Source organism: Pseudomonas sp. 2835 (genome assembly GCF_050435905.1).
Lineage (GTDB): Bacteria > Pseudomonadota > Gammaproteobacteria > Pseudomonadales > Pseudomonadaceae > Aquipseudomonas.
The window spans coordinates 70,380-94,596 of sequence record NZ_JBNDLE010000003.1 but is presented as its reverse complement, the minus strand read 5'-3'; the positions used below and the strand labels follow the sequence as shown (position 1 = coordinate 94,596).

34 protein-coding genes and 1 pseudogene are annotated in these 24,217 nt (G+C 63.0%); 5 read left to right on the top strand and 30 right to left on the bottom strand.

Annotated features, from left to right (window positions below):
• Positions 1–109: 109 nt before the first annotated feature.
• The 4 genes from ABIE20_RS04585 to ABIE20_RS04570 are packed head-to-tail and all read right to left on the bottom strand — an operon-like array spanning position 110 to position 1,456.
• Positions 110–472: a hypothetical protein gene (locus ABIE20_RS04585; protein ID WP_429503166.1), complete on the bottom strand. Its 363-nt coding sequence runs from the start codon at positions 470–472 to the stop codon at positions 110–112.
• The gene (locus ABIE20_RS04580; RefSeq protein ID WP_429503164.1) at positions 469–747 is read right to left on the bottom strand and encodes an ogr/Delta-like zinc finger family protein; all 279 of its coding nucleotides are present in this window, start codon (positions 745–747) and stop codon (positions 469–471) included. The genes ABIE20_RS04585 and ABIE20_RS04580 overlap by 4 nt, the downstream gene beginning before the upstream one ends.
• The gene (locus ABIE20_RS04575) at positions 744–1,214 is read right to left on the bottom strand and encodes a YmfL family putative regulatory protein (protein ID WP_429503162.1); all 471 of its coding nucleotides are present in this window, start codon (positions 1,212–1,214) and stop codon (positions 744–746) included. Before ABIE20_RS04575 ends, ABIE20_RS04580 begins: the two co-directional genes overlap by 4 nt.
• A 29-nt stretch (positions 1,215–1,243) precedes the next feature.
• Complete coding sequence (locus ABIE20_RS04570; RefSeq protein ID WP_429503160.1) at positions 1,244–1,456, bottom strand: DNA-binding protein; 213 nt, start codon at positions 1,454–1,456, stop codon at positions 1,244–1,246.
• Positions 1,457–1,540: 84 nt separating this feature from the next.
• Here ABIE20_RS04570 and ABIE20_RS04565 point away from each other — a divergent pair, with 84 nt between their 5' ends.
• The 3 genes from ABIE20_RS04565 (at position 1,541) to ABIE20_RS04555 (ending at position 2,523) form a co-directional block, all read left to right on the top strand.
• Positions 1,541–1,873 carry a helix-turn-helix domain-containing protein gene (locus ABIE20_RS04565; RefSeq protein ID WP_429503158.1) on the top strand — a complete coding sequence of 111 codons (333 nt, stop codon included), beginning with the start codon at positions 1,541–1,543 and terminating at the stop codon, positions 1,871–1,873.
• A 10-nt stretch (positions 1,874–1,883) separates the two neighbouring features.
• Positions 1,884–2,231, top strand: a complete 348-nt coding sequence (locus ABIE20_RS04560) for a DUF2511 domain-containing protein (RefSeq protein ID WP_429503156.1) — start codon at positions 1,884–1,886, stop codon at positions 2,229–2,231.
• 130 nt (positions 2,232–2,361) lie between these two features.
• On the top strand, positions 2,362–2,523 hold the full coding sequence (locus ABIE20_RS04555; RefSeq protein ID WP_429503154.1) for a hypothetical protein: 162 nt from the start codon (positions 2,362–2,364) through the stop codon (positions 2,521–2,523).
• 34 nt (positions 2,524–2,557) lie between these two features.
• Here the strand turns inward: ABIE20_RS04555 and ABIE20_RS04550 are convergent, their stop codons facing one another.
• The 26 genes and pseudogenes from ABIE20_RS04550 to ABIE20_RS04425 all read right to left on the bottom strand — a co-directional run bounded on the left by ABIE20_RS04550 (position 2,558) and on the right by ABIE20_RS04425 (position 21,265).
• Positions 2,558–3,817: a phage late control D family protein gene (locus ABIE20_RS04550; protein WP_429503152.1), complete on the bottom strand. Its 1,260-nt coding sequence runs from the start codon at positions 3,815–3,817 to the stop codon at positions 2,558–2,560.
• Entirely contained in the window at positions 3,814–4,254 is a 441-nt protein-coding gene (locus ABIE20_RS04545; protein WP_195883575.1) for a phage tail protein, read from the bottom strand. The genes ABIE20_RS04550 and ABIE20_RS04545 overlap by 4 nt, the downstream gene beginning before the upstream one ends.
• A 6-nt stretch (positions 4,255–4,260) precedes the next feature.
• Positions 4,261–6,954, bottom strand: coding sequence for a phage tail tape measure protein (locus tag ABIE20_RS04540; RefSeq protein WP_429503150.1), 2,694 nt, complete (start codon positions 6,952–6,954; stop codon positions 4,261–4,263).
• The gene (locus ABIE20_RS04535; RefSeq protein WP_115087735.1) at positions 6,944–7,066 is read right to left on the bottom strand and encodes a GpE family phage tail protein; all 123 of its coding nucleotides are present in this window, start codon (positions 7,064–7,066) and stop codon (positions 6,944–6,946) included. The genes ABIE20_RS04540 and ABIE20_RS04535 overlap by 11 nt, the downstream gene beginning before the upstream one ends.
• 8 nt (positions 7,067–7,074) lie before the next feature.
• The gene (locus ABIE20_RS04530) at positions 7,075–7,401 is read right to left on the bottom strand and encodes a phage tail assembly protein (RefSeq protein ID WP_195883577.1); all 327 of its coding nucleotides are present in this window, start codon (positions 7,399–7,401) and stop codon (positions 7,075–7,077) included.
• 54 nt (positions 7,402–7,455) lie between these two features.
• Positions 7,456–7,971, bottom strand: a complete 516-nt coding sequence (locus ABIE20_RS04525) for a phage major tail tube protein (protein ID WP_429503148.1) — start codon at positions 7,969–7,971, stop codon at positions 7,456–7,458.
• Between the two features lie 47 nt (positions 7,972–8,018).
• Positions 8,019–9,191: a phage tail sheath protein gene (locus ABIE20_RS04520; protein WP_429503146.1), complete on the bottom strand. Its 1,173-nt coding sequence runs from the start codon at positions 9,189–9,191 to the stop codon at positions 8,019–8,021.
• 97 nt (positions 9,192–9,288) lie between these two features.
• Positions 9,289–9,846 carry a hypothetical protein gene (locus ABIE20_RS04515; RefSeq protein WP_429503144.1) on the bottom strand — a complete coding sequence of 186 codons (558 nt, stop codon included), beginning with the start codon at positions 9,844–9,846 and terminating at the stop codon, positions 9,289–9,291.
• 9 nt (positions 9,847–9,855) lie between these two features.
• Positions 9,856–12,141, bottom strand: a complete 2,286-nt coding sequence (locus ABIE20_RS04510) for a phage tail protein (RefSeq protein WP_429503142.1) — start codon at positions 12,139–12,141, stop codon at positions 9,856–9,858.
• The gene (locus ABIE20_RS04505; RefSeq protein ID WP_429503140.1) at positions 12,138–12,746 is read right to left on the bottom strand and encodes a phage tail protein I; all 609 of its coding nucleotides are present in this window, start codon (positions 12,744–12,746) and stop codon (positions 12,138–12,140) included. Before ABIE20_RS04505 ends, ABIE20_RS04510 begins: the two co-directional genes overlap by 4 nt.
• Positions 12,743–13,657 carry a baseplate J/gp47 family protein gene (locus ABIE20_RS04500; protein WP_429503676.1) on the bottom strand — a complete coding sequence of 305 codons (915 nt, stop codon included), beginning with the start codon at positions 13,655–13,657 and terminating at the stop codon, positions 12,743–12,745. The genes ABIE20_RS04505 and ABIE20_RS04500 overlap by 4 nt, the downstream gene beginning before the upstream one ends.
• A complete protein-coding gene (locus ABIE20_RS04495; RefSeq protein WP_429503138.1) occupies positions 13,657–14,010 on the bottom strand; it encodes a GPW/gp25 family protein in 354 nt (117 codons plus the stop codon). The genes ABIE20_RS04500 and ABIE20_RS04495 overlap by 1 nt, the downstream gene beginning before the upstream one ends.
• Positions 14,007–14,567 (bottom strand): phage baseplate assembly protein V, encoded by a 561-nt coding sequence (locus ABIE20_RS04490; protein WP_429503136.1) that lies wholly within the window; start codon positions 14,565–14,567, stop codon positions 14,007–14,009. The genes ABIE20_RS04495 and ABIE20_RS04490 overlap by 4 nt, the downstream gene beginning before the upstream one ends.
• Before the next feature lie 75 nt (positions 14,568–14,642).
• The gene (locus ABIE20_RS04485; protein WP_429503134.1) at positions 14,643–15,095 is read right to left on the bottom strand and encodes a phage virion morphogenesis protein; all 453 of its coding nucleotides are present in this window, start codon (positions 15,093–15,095) and stop codon (positions 14,643–14,645) included.
• Positions 15,088–15,609: a phage tail protein gene (locus ABIE20_RS04480; RefSeq protein WP_429503132.1), complete on the bottom strand. Its 522-nt coding sequence runs from the start codon at positions 15,607–15,609 to the stop codon at positions 15,088–15,090. The genes ABIE20_RS04485 and ABIE20_RS04480 overlap by 8 nt, the downstream gene beginning before the upstream one ends.
• Positions 15,606–15,869 carry an Rz1-like lysis system protein LysC gene (gene lysC / locus ABIE20_RS04475; RefSeq protein ID WP_429503130.1) on the bottom strand — a complete coding sequence of 88 codons (264 nt, stop codon included), beginning with the start codon at positions 15,867–15,869 and terminating at the stop codon, positions 15,606–15,608. The genes ABIE20_RS04480 and lysC overlap by 4 nt, the downstream gene beginning before the upstream one ends.
• Positions 15,793–16,155 (bottom strand): annotated as a pseudogene (locus tag ABIE20_RS04470) (Rz-like lysis system protein LysB); the annotation flags it as partial. The gene lysC and the pseudogene ABIE20_RS04470, both read right to left, overlap by 77 nt.
• Positions 16,152–16,358, bottom strand: a complete 207-nt coding sequence (locus tag ABIE20_RS04465) for a hypothetical protein (protein WP_429503128.1) — start codon at positions 16,356–16,358, stop codon at positions 16,152–16,154. The pseudogene ABIE20_RS04470 and the gene ABIE20_RS04465, both read right to left, overlap by 4 nt.
• A gap of 27 nt (positions 16,359–16,385) precedes the next feature.
• Positions 16,386–17,234, bottom strand: coding sequence for an N-acetylmuramidase domain-containing protein (locus ABIE20_RS04460; protein WP_429503126.1), 849 nt, complete (start codon positions 17,232–17,234; stop codon positions 16,386–16,388).
• Complete coding sequence (locus ABIE20_RS04455; protein ID WP_429503124.1) at positions 17,231–17,509, bottom strand: phage holin family protein; 279 nt, start codon at positions 17,507–17,509, stop codon at positions 17,231–17,233. The genes ABIE20_RS04460 and ABIE20_RS04455 overlap by 4 nt, the downstream gene beginning before the upstream one ends.
• A gap of 1 nt (position 17,510) precedes the next feature.
• A complete protein-coding gene (locus tag ABIE20_RS04450) occupies positions 17,511–17,864 on the bottom strand; it encodes a putative holin (protein ID WP_429503122.1) in 354 nt (117 codons plus the stop codon).
• A 27-nt stretch (positions 17,865–17,891) separates the two neighbouring features.
• Entirely contained in the window at positions 17,892–18,101 is a 210-nt protein-coding gene (locus ABIE20_RS04445; RefSeq protein WP_195883591.1) for a tail protein X, read from the bottom strand.
• The gene (locus tag ABIE20_RS04440; protein ID WP_429503119.1) at positions 18,101–18,565 is read right to left on the bottom strand and encodes a head completion/stabilization protein; all 465 of its coding nucleotides are present in this window, start codon (positions 18,563–18,565) and stop codon (positions 18,101–18,103) included. The genes ABIE20_RS04445 and ABIE20_RS04440 overlap by 1 nt, the downstream gene beginning before the upstream one ends.
• A gap of 102 nt (positions 18,566–18,667) precedes the next feature.
• Positions 18,668–19,369, bottom strand: coding sequence for a phage terminase small subunit (gene gpM, locus ABIE20_RS04435; protein ID WP_429503117.1), 702 nt, complete (start codon positions 19,367–19,369; stop codon positions 18,668–18,670).
• A 3-nt stretch (positions 19,370–19,372) separates the two neighbouring features.
• Positions 19,373–20,380 carry a phage major capsid protein, P2 family gene (locus ABIE20_RS04430; protein WP_429503116.1) on the bottom strand — a complete coding sequence of 336 codons (1,008 nt, stop codon included), beginning with the start codon at positions 20,378–20,380 and terminating at the stop codon, positions 19,373–19,375.
• 30 nt (positions 20,381–20,410) lie between these two features.
• The gene (locus ABIE20_RS04425) at positions 20,411–21,265 is read right to left on the bottom strand and encodes a GPO family capsid scaffolding protein (protein ID WP_429503114.1); all 855 of its coding nucleotides are present in this window, start codon (positions 21,263–21,265) and stop codon (positions 20,411–20,413) included.
• A gap of 150 nt (positions 21,266–21,415) precedes the next feature.
• On the opposite strand from ABIE20_RS04425, the gene ABIE20_RS04420 reads away from it, so the two are divergent.
• The gene (locus ABIE20_RS04420; RefSeq protein ID WP_429503112.1) at positions 21,416–23,170 is read left to right on the top strand and encodes a terminase ATPase subunit family protein; all 1,755 of its coding nucleotides are present in this window, start codon (positions 21,416–21,418) and stop codon (positions 23,168–23,170) included.
• Positions 23,170–24,207 (top strand): phage portal protein, encoded by a 1,038-nt coding sequence (locus ABIE20_RS04415; RefSeq protein ID WP_429503111.1) that lies wholly within the window; start codon positions 23,170–23,172, stop codon positions 24,205–24,207. Before ABIE20_RS04420 ends, ABIE20_RS04415 begins: the two co-directional genes overlap by 1 nt.
• The last annotated feature ends 10 nt before the right edge of the window (positions 24,208–24,217 follow it).

Sequence of the window (24,217 nt, the reverse complement as noted above, 5' to 3'; positions counted from 1 at the left end):
ACTGTTTTGGGCATGTCCAGCTTTATGGCGATGGCGTCTGGCATGGCGTCTACCTCGAATTTCGGATGCAACTTCCCCAAACCCACGACGTGGGACTGGGAATCAAGGGTTAATAGGTGGCCAGTTCGGCCTGGAACCGATGCGGCAGTACACGCAACGGAATCGGTGCACGGTCGCCAGACACAATGTCTATAAGGTGAACCACTCCTGTGGCACAGCTTGGGTCCATTTCCAGGCGGAACAGCCTTGAGCACTTGCCCGGTGTCAGCATGCCCATGGCCTGGCGGACCAGGTCGGGAGCCATGAAGGCCGGCACCTCTAGGTTGTCCACCAGGTAGTGGGTAGTTCGGTCGTGCAAGGTGCCATCGTCCCCCAGGTGTTCAGCCTTGTGACGCTGCAGGTAACTCAACGCCGCCAGCTGCATGCTGGTGCGGTAGTCCTTTTCGCAATCAAGCGGCGTGACAGAGTTCATGCTGTGGCCTCCAGGAGGTCGAGCTGTGTTTCGTTGGGGTTTTGCATCGCATCACGACGCAACGCTGCAGGTGCAACAGGTAACCGAACAGTAGGGTTCGGCATGCCGGAAGGGCTCATTTCGTGGGTGATTTCGAACTGGGCGCGGAAGGTGGCGCCGCAGGCTTCATTGGTGCATTGCAGGTAAGCCGTGCGCAGGAACACATGCTGTCCAACGCTGGTGCGGATACGCAGCGATTTGTGGCAATGCGGGCAGATAAGCTTGTAAGTGCTCATTCCTTGGGCTTCCTGTGCAGAGTAATCACTGCGCCGACCTCAGCGTGGCGAGCGGCGATATGCTCCCGGTGGGCCGCGACAATTTCGGCAAGCTCGCCTTCGTCGATATCACCGTTGGCCAATGCCTTGGCGATGACCTGGTCGACACGGCCTTCTTTCACGTCGGCATCCAGACTGAGTCGATACAGCTCGACATTGTCCAACTCGACACGCTCAGGCATCGGAACAAAGACGCCGCCATACAGACCTGCGGCGTAATCGGCCAGGTAGGCCGTGCCGGTTACTTTCTCAAGCTGGAACAGTTGCTCGTCGCTCAGCGGCCTGTGCCCGGCGCTTTCGTAGGCCTGGTTGTCAAAACGTTTGATGTCCAGGCCCAGGTGCGCTGCTGCACAGTCACGGCCACCGGGATACGCGGTGATGATGGCGCTGACCACCTTGCGGCGGCTTTCGAGGATAGGGCGTTTCATGTTCTCGTTTCCCTCCTTGGCTCGCCGCACTACTGTTCACTCACGTTTTGTTTGAGACCCAGGAGTACAGCTGCGCGGTGAGCTTCACCACGTAGGCACTTCTTTTGTCCCAGAAGAACGGCGTAGACGGTGCTGGGGTGAAGATCATTCTTCAAAGCGAACGCTTTGACGGTCACACCCTGCTGTTCAAGGCGTTTGCGGGCGTCTTTGCAGGCTTGCTCGGATATACAGGTGGCGTGCATAGTGGTTAATCGTGCAAATTCGTGTAGTGGTATGCGAAGGATGATGCACGATTGTTCATTTGTAAATAGGCAGAGGGAACGTTTGTGCATCTTTCTGAAGAAATAGGTGCGCGCCTTCAGTCCGAGCGTAAGCGTCTCAATCTCAATCAAGAGCAATTTGCCGGCATCGTCGGGGTTTCCAAGCGGACCCTGGCCAGCTATGAGGCAGGAACCCGTGAGCCGGGTGCTCTTCTGCTAAATCTCGCTGCTTGCGCAGGTGTAGATGTTCTCTTCGTCATCACCGGGCAGCCGCTGCCTGTGTCTGAACGAGAACTTTCGGTAGATGAGATCGAGATGGTGAATCACGTCCGGGAACTGGGCGAGGAAGACAAAGGTGCGGTTAGGCGCCTGTTGATGGCCTTCAGCCGCAAACCATAAGGAGTGACGAATGTTAAAAGGGATTTCGCTGACAGCGCTGCTCGTTGCAACGCTGGCCATGGCTGGCTGCGGTGCTGATGAGAAAGTGCAGAGCATTTCCAGCAAGGACTACGGCGGGGCTTGGCCTTTCACGGTCGACAAGCTGGATCTGATGTGTGAAGGACCATCACCGAAAGCGCTGGCGAGAACATCGGATGGGACGGTGTACGCGCTGAGCGGCAGCGCTCGAAGTGTTGCCAAGGAACGTGGCTGGGCCGACGGCCGAGATATAACAAAGCCTGATCCTTCGATGCCAAGTGTAAAAATGGACTACAGCGATGTTGTCCAGCGTGCCCAGGCATTGTGTGGAAATTCATAATTTTTATGCCTGAATTCTTTTCGTAGGCTGGTGGCACACCAAATCATGCTGAAAATCGCTCATTCCCCGGGTGCTTTGGTTGGCACCGAAACTGGTGCCGGGTACCCGATCGTGTTGAATGGAGTGACACATGTCGGTGATAGAAAAGGTGCAGACCAACCAGCCCGAAAAGCTCGAGCAGCTTGAACTCAATCAGCGCGAACGGATGATAGTGCTGATGTTCCGGCGACTCGATAAGCAAGGCCAGAGCGATATCATCCGGTTTCTCGATGCGCTCTTACCCACGAAATAGAAATTGAACCCGGCCAGCGCCGGGTTTTTTGTGCTTAGGCTTTCTCGGCCTGCAGCCGTCGCCACTCACGATCAACCGCACGTTTAGCACTACCCTTGCTGGCGTAGAGGTGCGTGAGCCGCTGAGGGTTGGCCTGGTCTCCAGCCGTGACAGTCTTTTGCTTGCCCGTTTTCTCATCGCGGTAGGTGGCGATGATGCCTGTGTAGTTTGTCTTTTTATCGACCAGGTCTTCCACGCCGTCCTGGTCCGGCAACTTGGACTCCAGATCCATGCTGGTGGTGAAACTCTCTGAGGTGAAGCTGTGCCGAAGGTTGCCGCCCAGCCAGATGATTGCGCTGATCTCGGCCTTTACCCCCACCAGGCTGTAGGTCTGGTCGGGCGTGAGTTCTGGCCGGCCTTTGGCCAGGGTGTAGCTCAACGTGGCAGTACCGCGTTGCAGGCGGTTCCACTCGGCTCGGGCCGCCTGCAGCGCGCTGGCCTGGTCGGTGTAGCTGTGCCGCAATTCCTTGAGGTTGTCGCCGGCGCCGGCGATGGCCTCTTTCTTTTCGGCGCTGTTGACCTGGTAGTAGTACGCCTTGACCCCGGTGTAGCTGTCGCGGTCGGCCTGCAGGAAGCGGTGTTGATCGCCGTCCTCTCGGGTCAGTACAACGTGGGGTAGGGCGGCGCCACTGGCGGTGACGCTTTTGCCGGCAGGCATGAACAGCAGCCGGCCAGCCTTCACCGCGGATATCGCATCGTGTTCTGTCCCCAGGCGGGTCAGCAGGTTGGCGTCGCTTTCATTGGTCTGGTCCAGGTGCAGCAGCTCGATCGCGGCCAGCACCGGGCTGATCACCGGTGCCAGGTCATGGGCGGCAGCGATGGCGCCAATCACCGTGCCCAGGGTAGAGCTGCTCCAGCTGCGTTCCTTTTTGACCTTGAGGCCGCCGCGCAGGTCTGCGCTGCGTGCGCGAATGCTGAGGGTGTCCGGGGCCCCGCTGTGCTCGGTTTCATCCACGGTATAGCTACCCTTATCGATCAGCCCGGTATCGCTCCAGCCCAGCCACAGGCGCACTGTGGCGCCGCGTGGTGGGATGGCCAGCAGGCCGTCGTGGTCGCTGAGGTTGATGTCGAGCTGGTCAGCCTCCATGCCCCGGTTGTCGGTCAGCTCGATGCTGACGAGGCGCTGCTCGACGGTGCCGGTAATGTCCTGGCCGTTGACCACGACACGGCAGACGGGACGTGGGTAGGCAGTCGCTTCACGGTAACGGCTGGCTGCGTCCTGGAGCAGATTATCCGCTTGTTCCAGGAGGGTCACAGGATGGCCCTCAGCAGGTTGCCGGCGGTACCGGACAAGGTGCCGAGCAAGTCGACGCGGCCATCATCGATGCGGGTGAGCTTGAGGGTGAACTCGATTCGCCTGGCAGCACCGTCACGGAAGAACACCGTCCGCGTATCACTCAGCGACTCGATCACCCACAGGCCGTAGATCTTGCCGGTACCCTCGACCAGGGGCCAGGCCTTACCGGTGTTGCCCATCATGCGCAGGGTGTCGAGGCTGAGCGGGCTACCGATCAGGCCTGGCAGCAGCACGCCGGGCAGGGTGATGCTGTCGTCACCACGGCCCAGGAACTGTCGCGCAGGGTTGGTCCCGATGCGCGAGGTGCTGCCGTGGCGCCAGTCGGTCTGGCGTTGGAACTCCTGGTACGCGAGGGTTTCCAGGCTGAAAATGAACATGCCGAGGGCCATCATCATGGGGCTTTACTCACTGTCTGATAGCGCGCTACGGCCGCGCGCCTGGGTGGCTCGTTGCTGTTTGGCGACTTCGGCGGCAACCAGGCGGGCCAAGGCCTGCTCGTCCATGCCGGCAGCCGGGTGAATGTTGAATACCATTGGTGGTGGCTGCGTGCTGATGCCAGCGCTTCGTCCTGCGGCCGGTGCCGCAGACAGAGGCGGGCGGTTGTCCACGGTCATGCTCGGGGCGTCACCGAAGTTGAAACCCACAGCGGTGGCGAGGTTCTTGCTCATCGCGGCTACGGCATCCAACGGGCCGCCTTGAGTTTTCGTGGTGATGCCCTGGGCTTCGCCGCTGAGCGTGAATGCACCGGCAGTGGTGAGCTGCTTTCCCAAGGCGGTGACGGCTTCCAGCGGGCCGCCCTGATTGCCCGTCAAGCCCTGTTCGAGGCCCGCCATGGTGAAGCCGCCCAGCTCGGCGAATACCCGGGAAGGGGAGTGGATGCCGAGTTTCTCTTTGAACCAGCCGATGGTGGCGTCACCGGCGCCGGTAATGGCGTCCTTGACCGCACCGAGCTTGTTGGTGATGCCGGATACCAGGCCGTCCAGAAGCATGCCGCCGAAGTCGCTGAACTTGGTCGGCAGCTCGACGCCGAAGTAGTTCATCACTGACGCGAACGCGCTGTAGAACATGCCTTGCGGGCTGAAGTTGGCGATCAGGGCGAGGATGCCGGTAAGGCCTGAGCTGAAGCCTGCCTCGATCTGGGTCCACAGGCCGAGGAAGAACGTTTTGATCGGCTCCCAATTCTTGTAGATCAGGTACGCGGCGCCGGCGATTGCCGCGACGGCCAGGCCGATGGGGTTCATCAGCAGGGCGCGGCCGACGATCATCACCGCTTTACCAACCCACAGCAGAGCGCTGCCGAGGCCCTTGAACGCAGTGACGGCGCCGAGGCTCTTGATACCGACCAGCGTCATCGCGTAGCGGACCATGGCGAACGGCCCGAGCATGCTGGCCAGCATGATGCTGATACCGCCACCGGCTGTCAGCAGCATTGCCAGGCCCGCTACCGTTTTGAAAATGGCTGCTGTAAGCGCGGGGTTGGCGCTGACCCAGTCCTTCACGCTTACGGCCAGCTCGCCAAGCCCGTTGATAATGTCTTTGAGTGCAGGGGCTACCGTAGCGCCGATCTCGGCCATGGCGTTGGTCCAGCTGCCCTGGGCGGCTTCGATGGTATTGGTCAGCGTGCCGAGTTGTTCGTTAACGCGGGTGCGCAGGTCGGCCTGGTTCTGCAGCTTCTGCTGGACTTCCTGATAGCCCGCGATGCCCTTGTTCATCATGGTGTTGAGCACTGTCAGCGTTTCGGAGTCGTCGCCGAACAGATCCTTGATAACCGTGGTGCGGTCTTCGTCGTTGAGGACCTTGAGCTTTTCGATCTGGGCGTAGAGGTTTTCAAGGCCGGCAAAGTTGCCGTCCTTGTTGGTGAAACTGAGCTGGATACCGCGCTTGCTCAAGGCGGCATTCTCGTTCACGTCATCGACGCCGTCCTTGTTCAGCCCGGCCTGGAAGATTTTGCGGTAGGCGTTGCCGGCAGCGCCGCCTTCCATACCGGCTTGGTCCATCATGACCAGCAGCGGGCCGAGCTCCTTCGCCGCATCGATGCCTGACTTCTTGATCACGTCCATTACCGGGGCGATCTTGCTGAAGCCCTGCAGCATGTTGGTGGGGTCGACGCCGCTGTAAAACCCGCGCTGGATGGTATCCATCAGCGCCATCATGTCTTTTTCCGAAGTCCGGGTTGCATCCTGCATCTTCGCCGCAAATTCGGCTGCTTGATCTGCGGGCATCTTCAATTGCACGCCCAGGTACGCAGCAGCCTCCCCGGTACCGCCAAGGATGCTCTGCGCGCTCAAGCCCTGCCGGCGCAGCATTGTCATCATGTTCTGAAAGTCTGCGGTGGAGCCCGGCAGCTTGTCGCCCAGCTTGGTGGCCAGGTCGCTGATCTTCTGGTAGTCACTGGAGACCTGGCCGATGCCATCCATCATCGACACTTTCAGTTGCGTGGCGGCGTCCTCGGCGGGGGCAAAGGCATCGACCATGCCCTGCAGCGGCCGGGAGAGGGCGTAGCCGCTTGCCAGGCCGGCAGCGCCACCTGCAGCCATACTGCCGGCAACATGCTGGGCCTTCTCGAAGCTGGCTTTGGCTGCAGCAGCCTGTCGCGTTTGCCGGCTCAGGGCCTCCATTCGCCGGCCCTGATCACTGATTGCCTGGTTGGTCTGGACGATACGCTGGCGCAGATCCCGTTCGTGCTGGCCGAGATTACGCGTGCTGATGCCGGCGCTGCCCAGCTTGTTGCGCAGCCCCTGGAGTTGAACCTGCTGCTCCTGGTGCTGTTGCTTCAGGCGTGTCGCTTCGCGGATGGCGGCCTTGAGATCGCGGGTCATCTGCCGCGTGGGTACGCTGGCACTGGCCTGCTCCTGGCCCAGCGCCTTGACGCGATCGCGTGCCGCTTGCAGGGCGGTACCGGTTTGTTCGCTGGCGGCGCGCAGGCTTCGCCAGCTGCTGACATCGCGTTGCTGGTCCTGCAGCACCTTCAGCTGGTCGCGGGACTCCTTGAGTGCCCGCCCCAGGCCAACGCTGCCTTGGGTAATGGCACGGATGGGGCGGGTGGCGCGGTCAATGGCCTGGAGAACCACTTCCATCTTCAGGCTATTTGCCATGGGTCTGCTCCCAGCGCGTTATGGCCCGCTCGCGCCAATCCATCAGCTCAGAAAGGGGCAATAGGTCCATGTCGGCCGGGCCCCAGTGAAAGACGATGGCCAGGTCGGCCATCACGTCGTCTACGCAATGAGGGCAGCTTCCCTGTCCGACTTCTTCAGCAAAAAACTGCCGACCGCCACACCGCACTGCAGGAGGTCGGCCGGGTCCATGCGGCCGATCTCGATATCGGTCAGGGTCGGGGTGGTGATGCGTGGCAACACCTTACGCAGCGACAGCACGTCCATGCTGGCCAGGTCCACCAGGCTGACCCCGCGCAGCTCGCCACTGGCTGGCTTGCGCAAGGTAACGGAGGTGATCGAGGTCTCGCCGCGGATGATCGGCGTGTCGAGGGTGATGGTTTCCTCGTTGAAGTTCTTGGCTGGTGCGCTCTGTTCTGGGGTTTTCATGCGGTTGCTCCTTGGTACTGAGGTTGCCGCCGGCAGTTGACCGGCGGTGCGGGATTAAATGCCCAGGGCCTTGCGGTGTTCTTCCAGGCGATCTTTGCCGTCGACGGCATAGATGAAGTTGAGCAAGTCGATCTCGACAATGACCTCACCGTCGACGGTGAGCTTGTAGTAGGTGAGGGCCGTGGTGATCTTGTGCTCGGTGTCTTCGCCGGGTTCGGCATCGCCGAAGTCGACTTCTTCGTGGCGACCGCGCGTGACGATCTCCACCGCGCTGACTTCGCCGGTGTCGTCGCGCTGCACCGAGGCCGAGAAGCGCAGTTGCACGCCGTCCACGCGCACGGCGGCGAACTGGCGCAGGGCGATCAGGTCCCAGCCGCCGAGGGTCCACTCCAGCTGCAGGCCGTCGTCGTTGTGGCCGAGGTCGACTTTGACCGGGCCCTCCATGCCGCCGCCCCGGTAGGCTTCGAGCTTGCGGCCGAGGGTGGGCAGGGTGACCGACTTGGCCACGCCCAGGTAGCTGTTACCGTCGTTGAACAGGTTGAGGTGCTTGAGTTTCTTGGGCAGGGCCATGGTCGGGCTCTCCTACGGCGCGGACGGGGCCACGCGGGCAAATGGGATCAGGCGTTGACGGCGGCAGCGAACTGCACCAGGTGGCGGTCGGTGATGCGCTGGCGCAACAGCAGGTTTTCCAGCGGCGGTACCGGGGTGTAGTCGTAGTCCAGGTACAGCTTGCCGGCCTTGAGGGTGTCCTTGTCGTTGGCCGCTTCGTCGTACCAGCACTCGCCGCCCAGCAGGTAACCGTTGCGCACCAGCTCGCGGAACTTGGCGTTGATGCCTTCGACGATGTCGCGCACCAGGCTTGAGTGCATCGGCTTGTCCACCGCCCAGAAGTGCGCCTCGGCCATGGTGTCGGCCAGCACCTGGGCAGACCGGGTGTAGTTCTCGAAAGCGAACAGCGGGTCGTCGGAGCAGGTGCGCGAGCCCCAGAAGCGGAAGCCTTCGCGGCGGATCAGGGTGGTGACTTCGTCAGCGTTCAGCAGGCCGGCGTCGGTGGCTGGGTTCTGCAGGTCAAAGAAGATGTCCTTGGACAGCCCCGAGACGCCATTGACGGGCACGTTCGAGAGGGTCTTGTGCCAGCCGACCTGCTCGTCGAGCTTGGCGCGTAAGCCCAGCGCCCGGGCGACGGCGGCGGCAGGTTTCTCGCTGCTGGTGGCGGTGTCCCAGTTGATGAAGTCAGGCCAGATCAGCATCAGTTCGCGGGCGCCGAAGCCTGCGCGGTAGGCCAGCGCTTCGGACACGGTCTCGCAGTCAAAGCAGTTGGCGTAGGCAAAGCCCCGCAGTTTTTGCGCGATGGCCACCAGTTCGGTGGTCACCGCCAGGTTGTCCAGACCAGGTACGCCGAGGATGCGCGGTTTGACACCGAGCTGCGCCTCAGCGGCCAGCAGGGCCTTGAGTCCGGTGTACTGACCGGTGGACGTGACGCTGCCGACGATGTTAGTGGTGGTTTGCGCCTCGGTCTCGCCCTCGGCAACCCGTACCACGACGGTGACTGGGCTGGCCTGGTCGGCAATCGCATCCAGGCTGCGGGCCAGGGTGCCGGCTTCACCGGCCTTACCGGCGGCGGTGAGGACGTCGGTCAGCAGGACGGGCTTGTTCAGGGGGAAGACGGTGGCGTCGGCATCCTGCGCGGTGCAGACCATGCCCACCACGGCGGTGGCGACCGTGCGAATGGGGCGGGTGCCTTCGTTGATTTCGAGGACGCGGACGCCATGATGGTAATCGGTGGCCATGGAGGTGTGCCTGTGCAGTGGGATGACACTGCACAGGCTGCCGCGCGCGCGGCGTACTGGCGATCAGGGCGGGTTGTACCCGTCTGCGCTACAACGATCACTCGATGGTTTGCACCACTGCATCCATTGCTTCGGTGATTTCCCGGGCGCGCAACAGCGCATCCTCACCGTCCAGGGCGAGCACCTCGCGCTTGCGCATGCGTAGCGCCGCCAGCTGCGCGAAGGCATCGGCCAGCGCCTCGGCCTGGCTGATGATGCGATCGGCGGCCGGTGCGGGTTCGAGCCCAGCCGCCTCGGCAAACGAGGTGATCCAGATCCCCGGCTCGCCGCTGTAGCCGGCCTCGCGATAGCGGCGCGCTGCCGTTGCGCGTTCGCGGTACTCGACTTCAAAACGGTTGAGGTAGGTGTACTGGGTCACGGCGTAGGCATCGATCCGCTGCACCAGCTCTGCCGGGGTCGGCAGGCTGGCCTGGCGCTCCAGCAAGCGCGGGTAGCCGTTGTCGTCGGCGACGATCTGTTTCATGTCCGACTGACCCTGCAGCAGCGCCTGATGATCCTCTTCGGTGATCTCGACCACATCGGCCGGCAGGGTGTCGGCATCAAACAGCGCGTCATCAAAGAAGCCACCGGTTGAAGCACTGTAGAAAATGGTCATGTGTACTCCTTACCAGCCATAGGAAACGTATCGGGCCGCCACGACGTTGTTGACCCAGGGGCCACCTGCCGCTGCCTGCGATTGCGTGAGCAAGCGGAAAAAGTTCGTGCCCAGCTCGCCGATGTAGCAGTTGTCGATATCGCCGGTGGAGTTGTAGGCACAGACGACGGTCTGAAAGTGTTCGTTCGGGTAGGTCATGGGCAGGGTGATAAGCGTGCCGTTCACCATGTCGCCGTTGTTGGCGTAGCCCCACTGGCGAATGATTCCGCTCGGTGACTTCTCCCAGCCGTTGGGCTGCTTGAGGCTGGCGAAACTGGCCAGCTTGTCCAGAACTGCCGTGCCGTTGACGAACCAATCACTGGTACCCACGCGGGTGAAGTACGCATCACCACCGGTGGGGATCACCACTACCGGCGTCAGCACACCCCCCACCTGCACCGTGTCAGTGCCGGCGCGACTGACAAACACCTGATTGGGCGCCATGTTCTGGAAGTGCAGCTTGCTGCCCACCGGCAACGAGCTGGCCGGGGGCAGCGTCAGCGTCTGGTTTTGTGCGGAACCGGCAAAGTAGATCAGCTTGCCTGCGTCCGTGGCCGGCAATTGCGCTGATGCGGTGTATACGCCTACGCCGCCGAACTGGTTACCGAAGCGCCGGACAAAGGCCGTCGACGCCAGCTGGCTGGAGTCGTCGAACAGTGCCGCCAGCGGCGTCGTCGGGGCGCCGGTCAGGGCCGGGCTGGCCAACGGCGCTTTGAGCGACAGGTAGTAGGTCATGGTCGCGGCAAAGTTCGGGTCGTTGCCCAGGGCGGCGGCCAGCTCTTTGAGCGTGTCCAATGCGCCCGGCGCCGAATCTACCAGCGCCGCAACCACCAGTCGGCAATAGTCCAGGCTCGCCGCCTGGTCACCCGTGGCGCTGACTGCTGCTGTGGGCACGCGGGGCACACCGGTAAACACCGGCGATGCCAGCGGCGCCCGGCTGGTATCGGTCGGATGCCGGTGATCCTCTCGCGCTTTCTTGACTGCCACACCGGCAGCGGCCACGCCATCCATCAGCGGGGCAGCACTGCCACGTTCGACCGCCAGTTCCTGCTGGACAAAGGCTGTGCTCGCCAGTCGGCCGTCATTTGCGCCTGTGCCCACCAGCGGCATGCTGTTCAGCCGGTGCAGGGTGCCGGTGCCCTGGGCAAACCATTCGGTGGGGCTGACCCGTACCAGCTCGAGCTCGGTGCAGGGGTACATTGTCAAACTGGCAACCGTACTGGCCCCGACCCAAATCCGCTCAGTTCCAAACGCGGCAAGCTCACAGGGCACGCCGCTCATGCTTTGCAGGTTGAGCTTACCGCCCGTGGGGAAGTCGGCGGCGCTGGGTAAGGTCAGTACCTGGCCAGTCGCGCCACCATAGAAGTAGATCAGCTTGCCTGCCTCAGCGGTGGTAATCGGGCCACCCACATTGCGCGGTGCGATTCCGCTGTACCCGGCAGCCACGTTCTGGAACTGCAGCGGTGTGGTGCCCACCACGATGGGCGCGTCGGTGACCAGCTTCCATTGAGTATCGGCCAGCTTGGCACCTTGCTCGACCGTCACCGTCAGTCCCGGAGTTACCTCGGCATTGCCATCCGCGTCCTGCGCCCGAGCCCACAGGCCAGGGCCGACGACGTACAGTCCGTTCTCCCGCCCTTGTACCTGGTCCTTGACCAGTACCCGGTCACCGGCTTGCAGGGTCACCCCGTCCAGGGTGGGGATCCCGCTGAGATCAATAGGGCCGAGGGTCGCGACACGTACGCTGTTCTTGCCATCGAGCTTGCCGATCTCTTCGGACAGGCGCAGTTCGACAAACTCCCGCGTGGCCAGCACCACGGCCGGGTCGATCTTCAAGGTAACGTTGGCGGCGCTGGTGACGATGAAGTTCATCCGCACCACCTGGGTCTTGCCAGTGCCCTGACTCAGCAGCGGCTTGAAGCTCGGCGCGCAGTTGGCCACGGCCACCAGGTCGTTGTCGGCGTCATACAGACCGATCTCGCGGATCCACCAGCCGCCGACGTCGGGCGGAATGATCTGCTCGGCGATGACGATGTTGGCGTTGGCTGGGTCGACCTTGACCTGGTTCAACGGCGCTCGGCGCCGCTCGTTGATCAGGCGGGTTTGCGTGCGTGAAGGGATCGGCTCGGTGCCGTTGGCATCACCAACGCCCATCTGGCTGAAGGTCCAGGGGATGCCCAGGGCGTTGGCATTGGCCTGCTTGGCTTCACCAACGGCGGTGAGAATGGCAAAGAACTGGCTGTTTTGGTCAGTCATGGGTAAACGTCCAGGGTTTCAATGGTGTGTTCGCGACCTGCGGGACCGAAGCTGCCGGTGACCACGATGTCGCGGGAAGTTGGCGGGTAGACGTCAATCTCATCGCCTTCATGGACGGCAGCCGCCAGGCGCAGATAGCCGGTGGTGGCCAGGGTGATCGCCAGCCCGGTGAGATGGCGGGTCAGGGGCCGGGCGTCATCGATGAGCCATACCAGTTCCTGATACATCTCTTCGGTGATGCCGGTATCGAGCACGCCGATCTTCAGGGCGAAGGTGCCGGGCACCCCCTGCGGCACGGTCTGGAACCACTCGATTACCTCGATCAGGTACCCCAGCGGCTCGACCACGCGGCGCAAAGCGCCAATGGTTCCCTTGCGCGAGTGAATGAAAAACGCGGATCGGATCGCGGTGCGTTTGGCGGCCTCGGGCCAGCGGCTGTCCCAGCGGTCAACGGAAAACGCCCAGGCCAGGTAGGGCAGCAGCGCCAGTGGGCAGCGGTCAGGGTTGACCAGGTCGCGCAACGGCACCGGCACCCGCTGCATTTGCGCAAGCGCCTCAGCCGCCAGGCGCTCCAGCGGCGTGGCATTGCCCGGCAGCAAGGTCACGGCTCGACGCCTGTGGTCAGGTGAATGGCGGTGCAGTAGGGCGCCTGCGCGCTGCTGGCGTTGAGGTCCTGCCAGTCGTCGAGCTCGACTTTACGCACGCCCTCGACGTGCAGCGCCGCATGGATGGCCGATTCGGATACCTGCATACCCAAGCGGCGGCGCTGGTGGACATAGGCCTGGAGCTTCTGGGTGGCGGCCGCGAGAATCGGCTCGCTCTCCGGCCCCTGGGTCTTCAGGAACAGCCGCGCCTTGACCTGGTAAGGCAGGACTTCAGCGCCCTGGACGATCAGGCGATCAGCAACCGGCCGGCGGTCTTCATCGTTGAGGTAGGTGCGGACTACTTCGAGCAGTGCGGCGCTAGCAGTGCCGTCGGCGATGATCGATTGCACCGTCACTACGGCCACGGCCGGGGATGGACTGTCTGCCGAGGCGTCGGCGACACGGCCATCTGCTCCACGGGCGTGGAAGATGTATGCATTGCGCGGCCCGGCAGTGCTCAAACCCTCAAAGGCCATCTGCGCCCGCTCCCGCAGGGCGTCGTCGCTTTCCTTTTCCTCGGCAATTGGCGGTACTGCGCGCGGGTTCGCGGCACGAATGACCAGACGTTTGACGTTGAAGTTGCCGGCGAGCTGGTCCAGGTCGCTGCCACGCGCCGAGCTGAGCATGACAGCGAGCGAGGCCTCGTTGACGCGCTGGCGCAATACCGTCTCGCGGTAGGCGCTCTCCTGTAGGAGTTTGGTGAGAGGCTCTGACTCCAGCTCCAGTGTGGCGGCAATGGCGGCTTGCTGTACTTCCGGCCATAAGCTCACGGCATAGACCTTGCGCTCGGCAAGGATCTGCTCGTAGTCGATCTGCTCCACTACGTCGGGCGCGGGTAACTGAGAGAGGTCGATGGGGGTAAAGGTCGTGATCATGCGGCGGACCCCAGAGTCAGCGGGACGCGAAGGCTGAACGGCTCGTTCGAATCGGCGAGGGCGCCCTCAACATCCAGAATGGCTTGGCCGGGAATGTCGCCCAGGCTGAGCTGAACACGCCCCAGGCGAATACGTGGCTCCCAGCGCATCAGCGCGGTAGCCGTGGCGGCATAGGCTTGCAGGCGCGTGGTGTTGTTCAGTGGCCAGTCGATCAGGTCGACCAGCTGGCTGCCGTACTCGCGGCGCATCACCCGGCTGCCGAGGGGCGTGGTCAGAATGTCGGCGATGGACTGGGCCAAGTGCTCCCGATCGGCGATTGTGCGGCCGGTGTAGGCGTTCATGCCGATCATTGCGTCGGTGCTCCCGATGTGCCTGAGCCGGGCATCACCCCAGACGTGCGGTGTTTGACCAGGCTGATGCTGTTGGCGCCGGCGATCACATCCTCGGATGCGGTCACTGTGCCGGTAATGGTGTAGTCACCGATATGGTTGATTGGGCCGACGATGTTGATACCACCGGGGCTGGTGAGGTCGGTTATGCCGCCCACGGGGAGAATGGCGCGCAGATGGTGGGCAACGCTGTCGTACTCGATTACCGCACCGTCGCGGTAGGTACGGCGGTGCAGGCCTTCGCGGTCGCCGTTGGGCGGGACCAGGTCACTGAACAAGCCGGTCAGCACTACGCCCTGGGCAAGCAGGCCAGAGGGGCTGATCAATATGACCTGCTCACCCTCGGTTGGCGGGTCCCACTCGCGGTCAGCACCGGCGCGCAGGCTCAACCAGGGGCGCCAGGCGGTGATGATGCTGCCGCTTTTAACCTTTACGCGGGGCGGCTGCATTTGCACCGCTTCGACGGTGCCGAGGCGGACAAGGTTTTCGATGAGTCGGGCGAGGTCGGCGATGTTCATGCCGGTCATGCTGCGATGCGCGCGCGTGAAGCGCACGGCCGGCGGTTTGTACCGGGGGGCACTACAGCGGCAGGGTCAGCGGGTGAGGTGATCGAGCAGGCGGTCGCGGATCAAATCGAGGTCGGTGTCGCTGAAGCCCAGTAGTTCGCGGCGCTCGTACCGGACCTCGGCGACGCCCTTGCCTGGACGATCCTGCAAGCCCTCTTGGTGGACCCGGGCAATGCGCGCTGTCCGCGCCATGAAGCCAATGGCGATAGAGTTCGGCGTGCTCTGTAGCTTCAGGTGCTTGGCCTGGCGCAGCTTACTGAACATCTGTCGCTTGATCCGGCCTGCCTTGCCGCGCAGTTGGCGCGGCTTGCGCTTGGCGTACGGTGAGCCGTCCGGGTTGCGCTGCGTGGCGATACGCTGCTGCTGACTGCGGCGTAGATCGCGGGCGATCTCCTGGTTCAGCTTGCGTCGAGCGCCGGGTTCCAGCCGAGCCAGCAAGGCACCGGCCCAGTCCTCCAGGGCGTGAAGGTTATCAGCCATGATGCGGGTGCGGGCTGGCGATATCGCCGCCGTCCTGGGCGGTGCTCTGCCATGCGGCGAGCAGGGATTCACCGGCGTACAGCTCCCATGCCCCGGCCGGGAGGTAGGGCACGAGCTGGGGCTCGTCCGGGTGGGCGACTTGCAAAATACCGTCATCCTGCTTTTTGACGATCACCCGTTCGGTCAGGGCCAGCGCGATCGACAAATCGACCTTGCTGTCATCGAGGATGTCGGCCTCAAACCGAATAGCTTCCTTGCCCTTTTCCAGGTTGGCCAGCAGTTCGTGCTGATGGACCAGCAACCAGGCCAGCAGGGGGATCATCACAGCATCTGGATGCCCGGCGAAGTCCGTGAGGATCACATTAAGGGTGTAGGCATACTCGAAGGAGAGCCCCACTGCAGCGGTGCTGCGAACGGTGCCATCGTCGATGTAAACCAACAGACGGTCGGGGTCCTTACTCAGCCCTGGAACGGCGGCGAGCAGGTGATTGCGCAGGGAGTCGGGCTTGTTCATGGCTGCTGCGCTTCTTGTTGGGCCTGGTAAACGGTGTCGACCTGAGCGGCGCAGTCGGCCCAGGCGGCTTCGACCAGCTCGACGTCTCGTAGTAGCTCGCCGTTAGCGGCTGGCTTCGCCGGCGGCAGGCTGCAGGGCACCACGGCTGGACAGCCACGCACGATAACCAGCGGCTCCGGTGATGGCGGGGCGCTCGCGCAGCCGGCGAGCAACAGCAGGCAGAGGCTGGCGGGACCAATCGCGAAGTTCATCGTTTTCATGCTCGAGCTCCTGAATCTGGTTGAGGCTGTCGGCCAGGCTCTGGCGCAGCTGGTTCTGGGTTGCCCGCAGTGAGGCCTGTGCGCTGCGCTCCGCCTGTACTTCGGCGCCGAGGCTGACGATGGTTGCGGCTTGACGGTTGCTGCGTTCAGTGACGGTCTGCAAGCGGTCTTCGGCGTTGGCCGATCTGGCTTTCTCGACCTGTAGGCGTTGGTGCTGGCCCCAGAACAGCAAGGCCAAAACAGCCGCCGCTGCAACGGCCAGGCCGATCTGGCGCAAGGTGTTCATGCCCGGTACCAGCCGGCGGCATTCATCGCGGCCACATCCAGGCGCCGGACATCGGCCATGACTACCAGACACTTAACGCCCGGACACGCCAGGTGAAGTGCTTCGGCGAAGTCCTTGGCCAAGTTGTAGTCAGTACCCTCGGGCAACACGAACACGTCGCCATCCTGGGGGCTGTGCTTGCGGATCTGGTCGATGTCGAGCATGTGAACTCCTGGGCCAGAAGTTGGCGGTCACGCGGCGTCGAGTGTGCAGCCGCAGTCGGCGTGCCGTTCGTAGGCGCGCTCAAGCTTCACGTCGTAGAGATTCCGGGCGTAGGCCGGGCCGTTGTAGAGCTTGGCGAACTGCGCCCACTTCTTACCCTTGAGGGCTTTGTGCAACGTGGCGTCGGCCTCGATGAAGCGGACGAAGGCTTCGAAGTGCTCGTTTTCGTCGCGGGACATCCGGGCAACAAAGTCGGCCAGGCTGGAATAGCCCAGGTATTGCCAGTGGTAGCCCATGACCTGGAAGGCGCCCCAACTGGCTGACTCGTCGGCGCGTTGGGCGTCGAGCATGCGCGCTTGCGCCAGGCGCTGATGCTCGCCGGCACCGCCGATGTAACCGCCTGGGCGCGGGTTAACCAGGTGGGGATGCGAGACCGCCAATTCGTCGGCGTGGCGCTTCAGCGCGGCGGCATCGTCGCCTTCGTGCTGCGGTAGTGCCAGGCGGTTGTACATGACGTGTCGCTCGAAGAGGATTTTCGGCTTGCCACTGGCGAGGAACCCGCCGCCCAGGCTCTCCACCTCGTTGACCGCGTAGATGGCGGCAAGCTCAACGCCCAGGCGCTTGGCTGCGGCTACTAAGGCGGCATTGCCAAGCAACTTGCGGCAGTCGGCCCCGGTCAGGGCGCCTTGGGTTTTCGGGCCGGCAATACCGTCATCGACCAGGCCGGACTTGGCCTGGAACGCGCGCACCGCCTTTTCGGTGGCGTCCCCGTAGTCACCATCGACTACCAGGGCAGGTTTGGCGCCGGCCTGGTTGAGTTGCTTCTGCAACTGGCTGACAGCTTGGCCACGGTCGCCGTGGCGTAGGGTGAGGGTCATACACTTGGCCTCAGCAGGGCGGCGACGTTGCCGCGCGATCGATATATCAGGGTGCAGAGCAATACGGCGGTAACGGCTTGCCAGAGGCTGACTGGTGGCCGGTACAGCAGCAGTTCAAGGCCGCACATGCACAGCGCGGCGCCGAACAGGCTGGCCAGCAGCGAGATACCGCGCCGGTACCGGGCGCTGCCTCTGCTGTAGCAGGCCAGGCGCAGGGCGCCGAGTAGGTAGGCGCTGGCGGTGATCAGCGGAATGACCAGGGCGACGATGGACATATCAGCTTCCCCCTCTGATGCGGCGCAGGATCTCGAACAGATCGGCCTGCTCGACCCAGAGCATGGCCTTGATGCTGATCGGGATGACTATCAGGGCGCAGGCAAATGCGGCGCCGCCGCTGTTGATGAACGGCGCGAGCTTCAGAGCTACCGGGGCGAACAGGTAGCCAACCCCGGCCGAAAGCAGCAGTGAACCGAGCCGCTGCCAGGCCTTGAGGTCGCGCTTGATACTGGTCACCAGCCAGGCGCCGAGGATGGCGCCGAACAGCGCCTCACCATCGATCAGCGGCACGGCGGTGGCCAGGCCCAGGCCCATCAGCAGGCCGGTGATAGAGCTGGAAGTCGGGTCAGCCATGGCTTGGGGTCCTTTGATTGGCGGCGGTCAGTCCCATAGGTTCACCACCTGGCGTTGTTCAACTTGAGGCGCGGCGTCCGGCAGGATGACCTGCGTGCCGTGCGCAATGATGGGGCCGTGATCGGCCAGGCCGGGGTTGGCTTCGAAGACGGCTTCGGTGACGCCGGCGGTGCGGCCGTAGTAACGCCAGCAGATGGCGTCGACGGTGTCGCCCTGGTTGGCGATCACGGCGGGCATCACAGCAGCTCCACGGTGGTGTGGCTGAGACCGAGCAGGGTGCGCAACGCCTTGCGGGCGTCGCGGCGCAGCTGGTCAGCACTGGTCTCTTCCTCGGTGACCTTCTTCTCGCCGCTGTTGGTGGCATCGAAGCTGCTGTAGCGCTCCACCAGCTCGGCCAGCGCGTTGCAGTAGATGACGCGGCGGTAGAGGTGCAGGAGCTGGCTTTCACCGCTGATCTGCTCCGCTGGCACATCTGCAAGGGCGGTGAAGCCTTTTGCCTCGTTGGCGGTCCGGTAGCCGGCAAGCTCCCGGTTGGCCTCGATCATGGCGTTGACGGCCGCGACTTCGAGGCGGTCGTCGGTGACAGCGTCGGTGATACGCATGGCGGCGCGCAGGTGCTGGCCGTCGATATCGGGCCAGAAGTCGCTGTTGCTGATCGGGAAGGCGGTGGTTGGGACGCCGCCGGCGATAAATCCGCTCATGCTCGCTGCTCGAATAGGTCGGCGGTGGTCGGGACTTCACAGCAGGGCAAGGAGTAAACCCGCTGATCCGTCCCGAGCCGCCGGGTGCGTGGGGACGCTCGGTTAGCTGGCGGGGCCAGCGTATTTCTTGAGGAGGCGCTCGGCGCGTTCCAGATCTTTCTTGCCACCGCAGCTGCTGTGCAGCTCGATTGCTCGCTTGAGTAGGTCGATGCCGGCTTGCAACTGGCCCGGCTGTCCTGGGAGCTCATCGGTGATGCCTTCCAGGGTTGCGCGGCCGAGGGCCAGGAACAGCTTGGCGCGGGCCTCGTCCGGCATGTCCTGGCCGTCGGTCAGCACGGCAGTGGCGGTGAGTACTTCCAGTGGGAAGGTGCCGCCGGCCTTTTGCGCTTTGAGCGCGGCGGTGGCCACTTCTTCAGCCACCAGGCAGCCGGTGGTGCGGTTGAAGCGGTCCGGCATCAACAGGCCATGGCGCAGAACGTACTCGGCGACCTGCAAGCCGCCGGCGTAATCGCCTGCGTCCAGTCGCCAGACCATCAGGGTGGTGAGCACGTCGTCCTGGGCGCCTTGGCCGGCCAAGAGCACGCCATCAACGTAGGGCACGTATTCCGGCAGGATCTCGGCCTTGAGCTGTGCCTTGCCCTCCTGGGACTGCACCTGTTTCAGCCGGAACTGGTCCTGCTGCAACTTGGCGAGCATCACTTCGTAGCCGGTGGCGCCATCCATCAGGGCGGCAGGGGCGACGGCGGCCGCCTCCTGGGCTGCGCGCTTGCGCAGCTGGTTGCGTTGGGCAAGGGTGAGGGCCATGGGTTATACCCGCTCGATGTTTTCGACCAGGGCAACGAGGCCGAGGTCTTCGATGACATAAGCGTCGTTGGAGGACTGGTAGTCGGCGATCCGGTCGTATTCCGGTTCGTCCTTGAGGTGTCGGCGACGGGCGCTTTCTTGCCAGTAGATGGCCAGGTTTGCCAGGGTGGTGACCAGCACGCCGCCCTCAATGAAGAACGGCGCGTCTTCGATCTTCAAACCGCCCACGCGACCTTTGGTGACGATCTCATCAGCAGCGTTTTCTTCCTGGTTGGAGGCAGCGCCTTTCTCAACAGCGGCCAACTGCTTTTCATGCAGCAAGGCGCGGTCGACGATAGCCACCAGATCGGGACGCTTGCGGTGCCATGGGTCCAGCATTTCGATGGCATCGAATACCAGGCCGTCGAGGGTCTTGTAGTCGCCAGTCGCACCAATGGTGACCTTGCCCGGGGTGGCACCTTCATCAAGCACGCGATCCGGAGCAGAAACGCGGATTTTCTGCAGCCAGCCGATATTGACGTCTTGCAAGAGCTGATTGGTAGCGCGGTTGGTAACGGCGGCGGCGCTGGTACCGTTGAAGCCGATCATGATGCGATCAAGGCCTTGGCGTTGAGCGATGGCGGTCGCCAGCTTCACCTGGAAGTCAGGGAACTTGGCCCAGGCATCCAGCAGCGCATAGGGGAAGGACGTATCGAAGTCCGTCTTTTTGCAGCTGTAACTGTCTTTTTTCAGGTCAGCAACGTTCGCTGGATTGCGGCGGTTTCCACCTGCGGTGTTGGTGCGGCTGGCAGTCGGGCCGTTTACGCCCAGGGCGATAGCTTCGCCTTCCTGGTCGTTCACGCCGATGATGCTGATCTTCTTCAGGAAGTCGCTCGACTCCTGGATGGCTGTTTCAAGCTTCTGCTGGACGGACGGGGTGACGTTGAAGCTTTCGGCAGCGTTGGGTACGCCGTTGAGCTTGGCGACGTGGGCCAAGAGGCCGTTGTAGACGAGGCGAGTTTCGTTACGCATTGGTGGTTCTCCGGTGATCGGTCGGGCGGATTAGAAGGTGGACAGCACGGCACCATCGCCGCCGGTCGCGACCGGGCGTTGCGTTTGCGCGTGATCTTCGGTGTCACCCAGGCGCTTGACCAAGTCGGTGAACGCGGTTTCCAGCTTCTCGAACTTGGTTTGCAGGTCCTGGCGGGCTTTCTGTTCAGCAGCGAAGGCGGTGGCTTGTTCGCTGCCGTGGGTGGCCAGGCTTTCAATCAGTTCGGCCAGGGCGGCGAAGCTGGCGGCGTCCTTGCCATCTTTTTCCTTGCTCTTGCCGAGTAGTTCGCCAACCTTGTCCTTCAGCGCTGTTAACATGCTGGGGGTGTCGGTGACTTCTTCGAATTCGAGGGTGGTTTCTTCCGCAGCGGTGAAGAGGTTGTCCTTGTCCTGCTTGCGGTTGGCCAGGGTGCCGTGCTGGGCGCTAAACGACAGCGCTTCGGTACCGAGGCTGGCCGGCGTATCGGTGACAGCGAGGCCGACCAGGTACGCCTTGCCGCTGTCGGCAAACTTCGGCTGGACCTCGATCGAGGTGTACACCTTCTGGCCAGCTTTGTTCAGGGCGAGCAGGGCGTCATTGGGCTGAAGTTGACCGAACAGAGCCAGTTTCTTGACCCCGGCAATCTCGACCTCTTCGGCTTTCAGGGCCAGCACATCGCCGTAGGCACCAAACTCACCACCGGGCCAGTAGCCCTTGATGTGCTCGCAATTGATTCGCGCGCCGTAGGTGTTGGGGCTGTAAGTGGTGGCCATGTCCTCGATCCAGCTGCGCTCGATGGTGCGGCCATCAGTGGTGGCGCCTTCAACGGCGATGCGAGTCCATTTGGAGCGGTACTTCTTGGCTGGGATGTCGGTCTTGCCGGCCATGCTGGGAGTCCTCATGCGGTGGCGTTGTGCCTGGCGATGAGGGCATGGTCGGCATCGCGCGATGGCGCGGCAACGTGGGGGAGTTGTAGCGGGACGGCCTACAGGGCGCGGCGATAGGGCCACGCGCGCGGGAACGGCAGCATCTGCGGCATGAACGCTATCGTCGACCTACCCACCGATCACCGCCGGCATGCCAAGCACCTGTATTGGCAGGGCTACCGTGTGTGCGAGATCGCCGAGCTGATCGGCGAGAAGGAAAAGACCCTTCACAGCTGGAAGACTCGGGACGAATGGGACCGGGCCACGCCGCTGGAACGCATCCAGGCAGCGACTGAGGCGCGCTTGGTTCAATTGCTGCTCAAGGATCCCAAGTCCGGCACGGATTTCAAGGAAATTGACCTGCTCCACCGGCAACTGGAGCGCCAGGCTCGAATCCAGCGCTACCAGGAAGGCGGTACCGAAACCGACCTCAACCCTGAGCTGGCCAAACGCAACGCCGGGGAGAAGCGTAAACCCAAGCGCAACGACATCCCAGAAGATCTGGTCGAGAAACTGGTCGAGGCGTTTCTTGATGGCTGCTTTGACTACCAGAAAGACTGGTACCGGGCAGGCAACCAGCGCACCCGCGCCATTCTCAAGAGCCGGCAGATCGGTGCGACCTTCTACTTCGCCCGCGAAGCCTTGATCGATGCGCTGACCACTGGGCGCAACCAGATCTTCCTGTCGGCCAGTAAAGCGCAGGCGCATATCTTCAAGGCCTATATCCAGGCGTTCGCCCGGGACACGGTTGGGGTGGAGCTGACAGGTGACCCGATCATCTTGCCCAACGGCGCCGAGCTGCACTTTCTCGGTACCAACGCGCGGACTGCCCAGGGCTATCACGGCAACTTCTACTTCGACGAATTCTTCTGGACGTTCAAGTTCAACGAACTGAACAAGGTCGCCTCGGGCATGGCGATGCAGAAGCAATACCGCCGGACGTACTTCTCGACGCCCAGCTCGATGGCGCACGAGGCCTATACCTTCTGGACCGGGGAGCGGTTCAACAAGGGCAAGCCGAGCGCCCAGCACCTGAAGCTTGATGTCAGCCACGACGCGCTGCAGCAGGGCAAGCTCTGTGACGACCGCATCTGGCGCCAGATCGTCACCATCCTCGACGCCGAAGAGCGGGGCTGCGACCTGTTCGACATCGACGAATTGCGGCTTGAGTACGACGCTGCGGCGTTCCAGAACCTGCTGATGTGCCAGTTCGTCGACGACGGGGCGAGCATCTTCCCGCTGAACATGCTGCAGCCGTGCATGGTGGACAGTTGGTCGATCTGGGAGGACTACAAGCCATTTGCTGCCCGGCCATTCGCCGACCGCCAAGTATGGGTGGGGTATGACCCGGCCGAGAACGGCGACTCTGCGGGGTTGATCGTGGTGGCACCGCCACTGGTGCCGGGGGGCAAGTTTCGCGTGCTCGAGCGCCACCAGTTCCGGGGGATGGACTTCACCGCGCAGGCCGAGACGATCCGCCAGGTGACGCGCCGCTTCTGGGTCACCTACATCGGTATCGATACCACAGGCCTTGGCAGCGCAGTAGCCCAGCTGGTGCGCCCGTTCTTCCCGGCCGTGCGAACGTTCTCCTACAACCCCGAGATCAAGGCGCGCCTGGTGATGAAGGCGTGGGACGTGATCAGCAAAGGCCGGCTAGAGTTCGACGCCGGCTGGACAGACCTTGCCCAGTCCCTGATGGCCATTCGCAAGACAGTCACCCCTGGCGGGCGGCAGTTCACTTTCGTTGCCGGGCGCAACGACAACACCGGCCACGCTGACCTGGCGTGGGCGCTCTTTCACGCATTGCACAACGAGCCGCTGGAGGGCCAGACCGTGGCCAACACCGGCATTATGGAGATCTACTGATGAACAGCCCCCAGGAACTGGCCAGCACGTCGACCGCAACAGAAGGCGAGCTCCTGGCCCAGAGCAAGGGCGGGCAGTCGATGGCCTTCACCTTCGGCGATCCGGTACCGGTGCTCGATGGCAGGGAGATCCTTGACTACCTGGAGTGCTGGTCCAACGGCCGCTGGTATGAACCGCCGGTATCACTGGACGGGCTGGCCAAGTCGTCGAAGGCGAGCGTCTACCTGCAGTCGGGTCTGATCTTCAAGCGCAACGCGCTGGCCCGTACGTTCATTCCGCACCGGCTGCTGACCCGCCAGGCCTTCGAGCAGATCGTCATGGACTGGGGCTGGTCGGGCAACCTGTACCTGGAGAAGCGCGACAACATGCTGCGCCAGGCCATCGGCCTGCAGCCGTGCCTGGCCAAGTACATGCGCCGGGGCAACGACCTGGTCACCTACTACCAGGTGCGCGGCTGGAAGGACGAGCACGAATTCAAGGCCGGGAGTGTGTGCCACTTGCGGGTGGCGGATATCAACCAGGAGATCTATGGCCTGCCCGAGTGGCTGCCTGCTCTGCAGAGCGCGCTGCTCAACGAGAGCGCCACGCTGTTCCGGCGCAAGTACTACCAGAACGGCAGCCATGCCGGTTTCATTATGTACATGACCGATGCGGCCCAGAATGAGGACTTCGTCAACGACCTGCGCACCGCGATGAAGAACAGCAAGGGGCCTGGCAACTTCCGCAATCTGTTCATGTACGCACCAGGTGGCAAGAAGGATGGCCTGCAGTTGATCCCGATCAGTGAGGTGGCAGCGAAGGATGACTTCGGTGCGATCAAGAACATCAGCCGAGATGATCAGTTGGCCATGCTGCGCATTCCGCCGCAGTTGATGGGGGTGGTGCCGCAGAATGCTGGGGGCTTTGGCTCGATTCGAGATGCATCGGAGGTATGGGCGATCAATGAACTGGAGCCAGAGCAAGCCAGGTTACTGCAGGTCAATGAATGGTTGGGGGAGGAGGTGGTGCGCTTCAAACCTTACGTGTTGCCAGTGTAGGAGAGCCGAA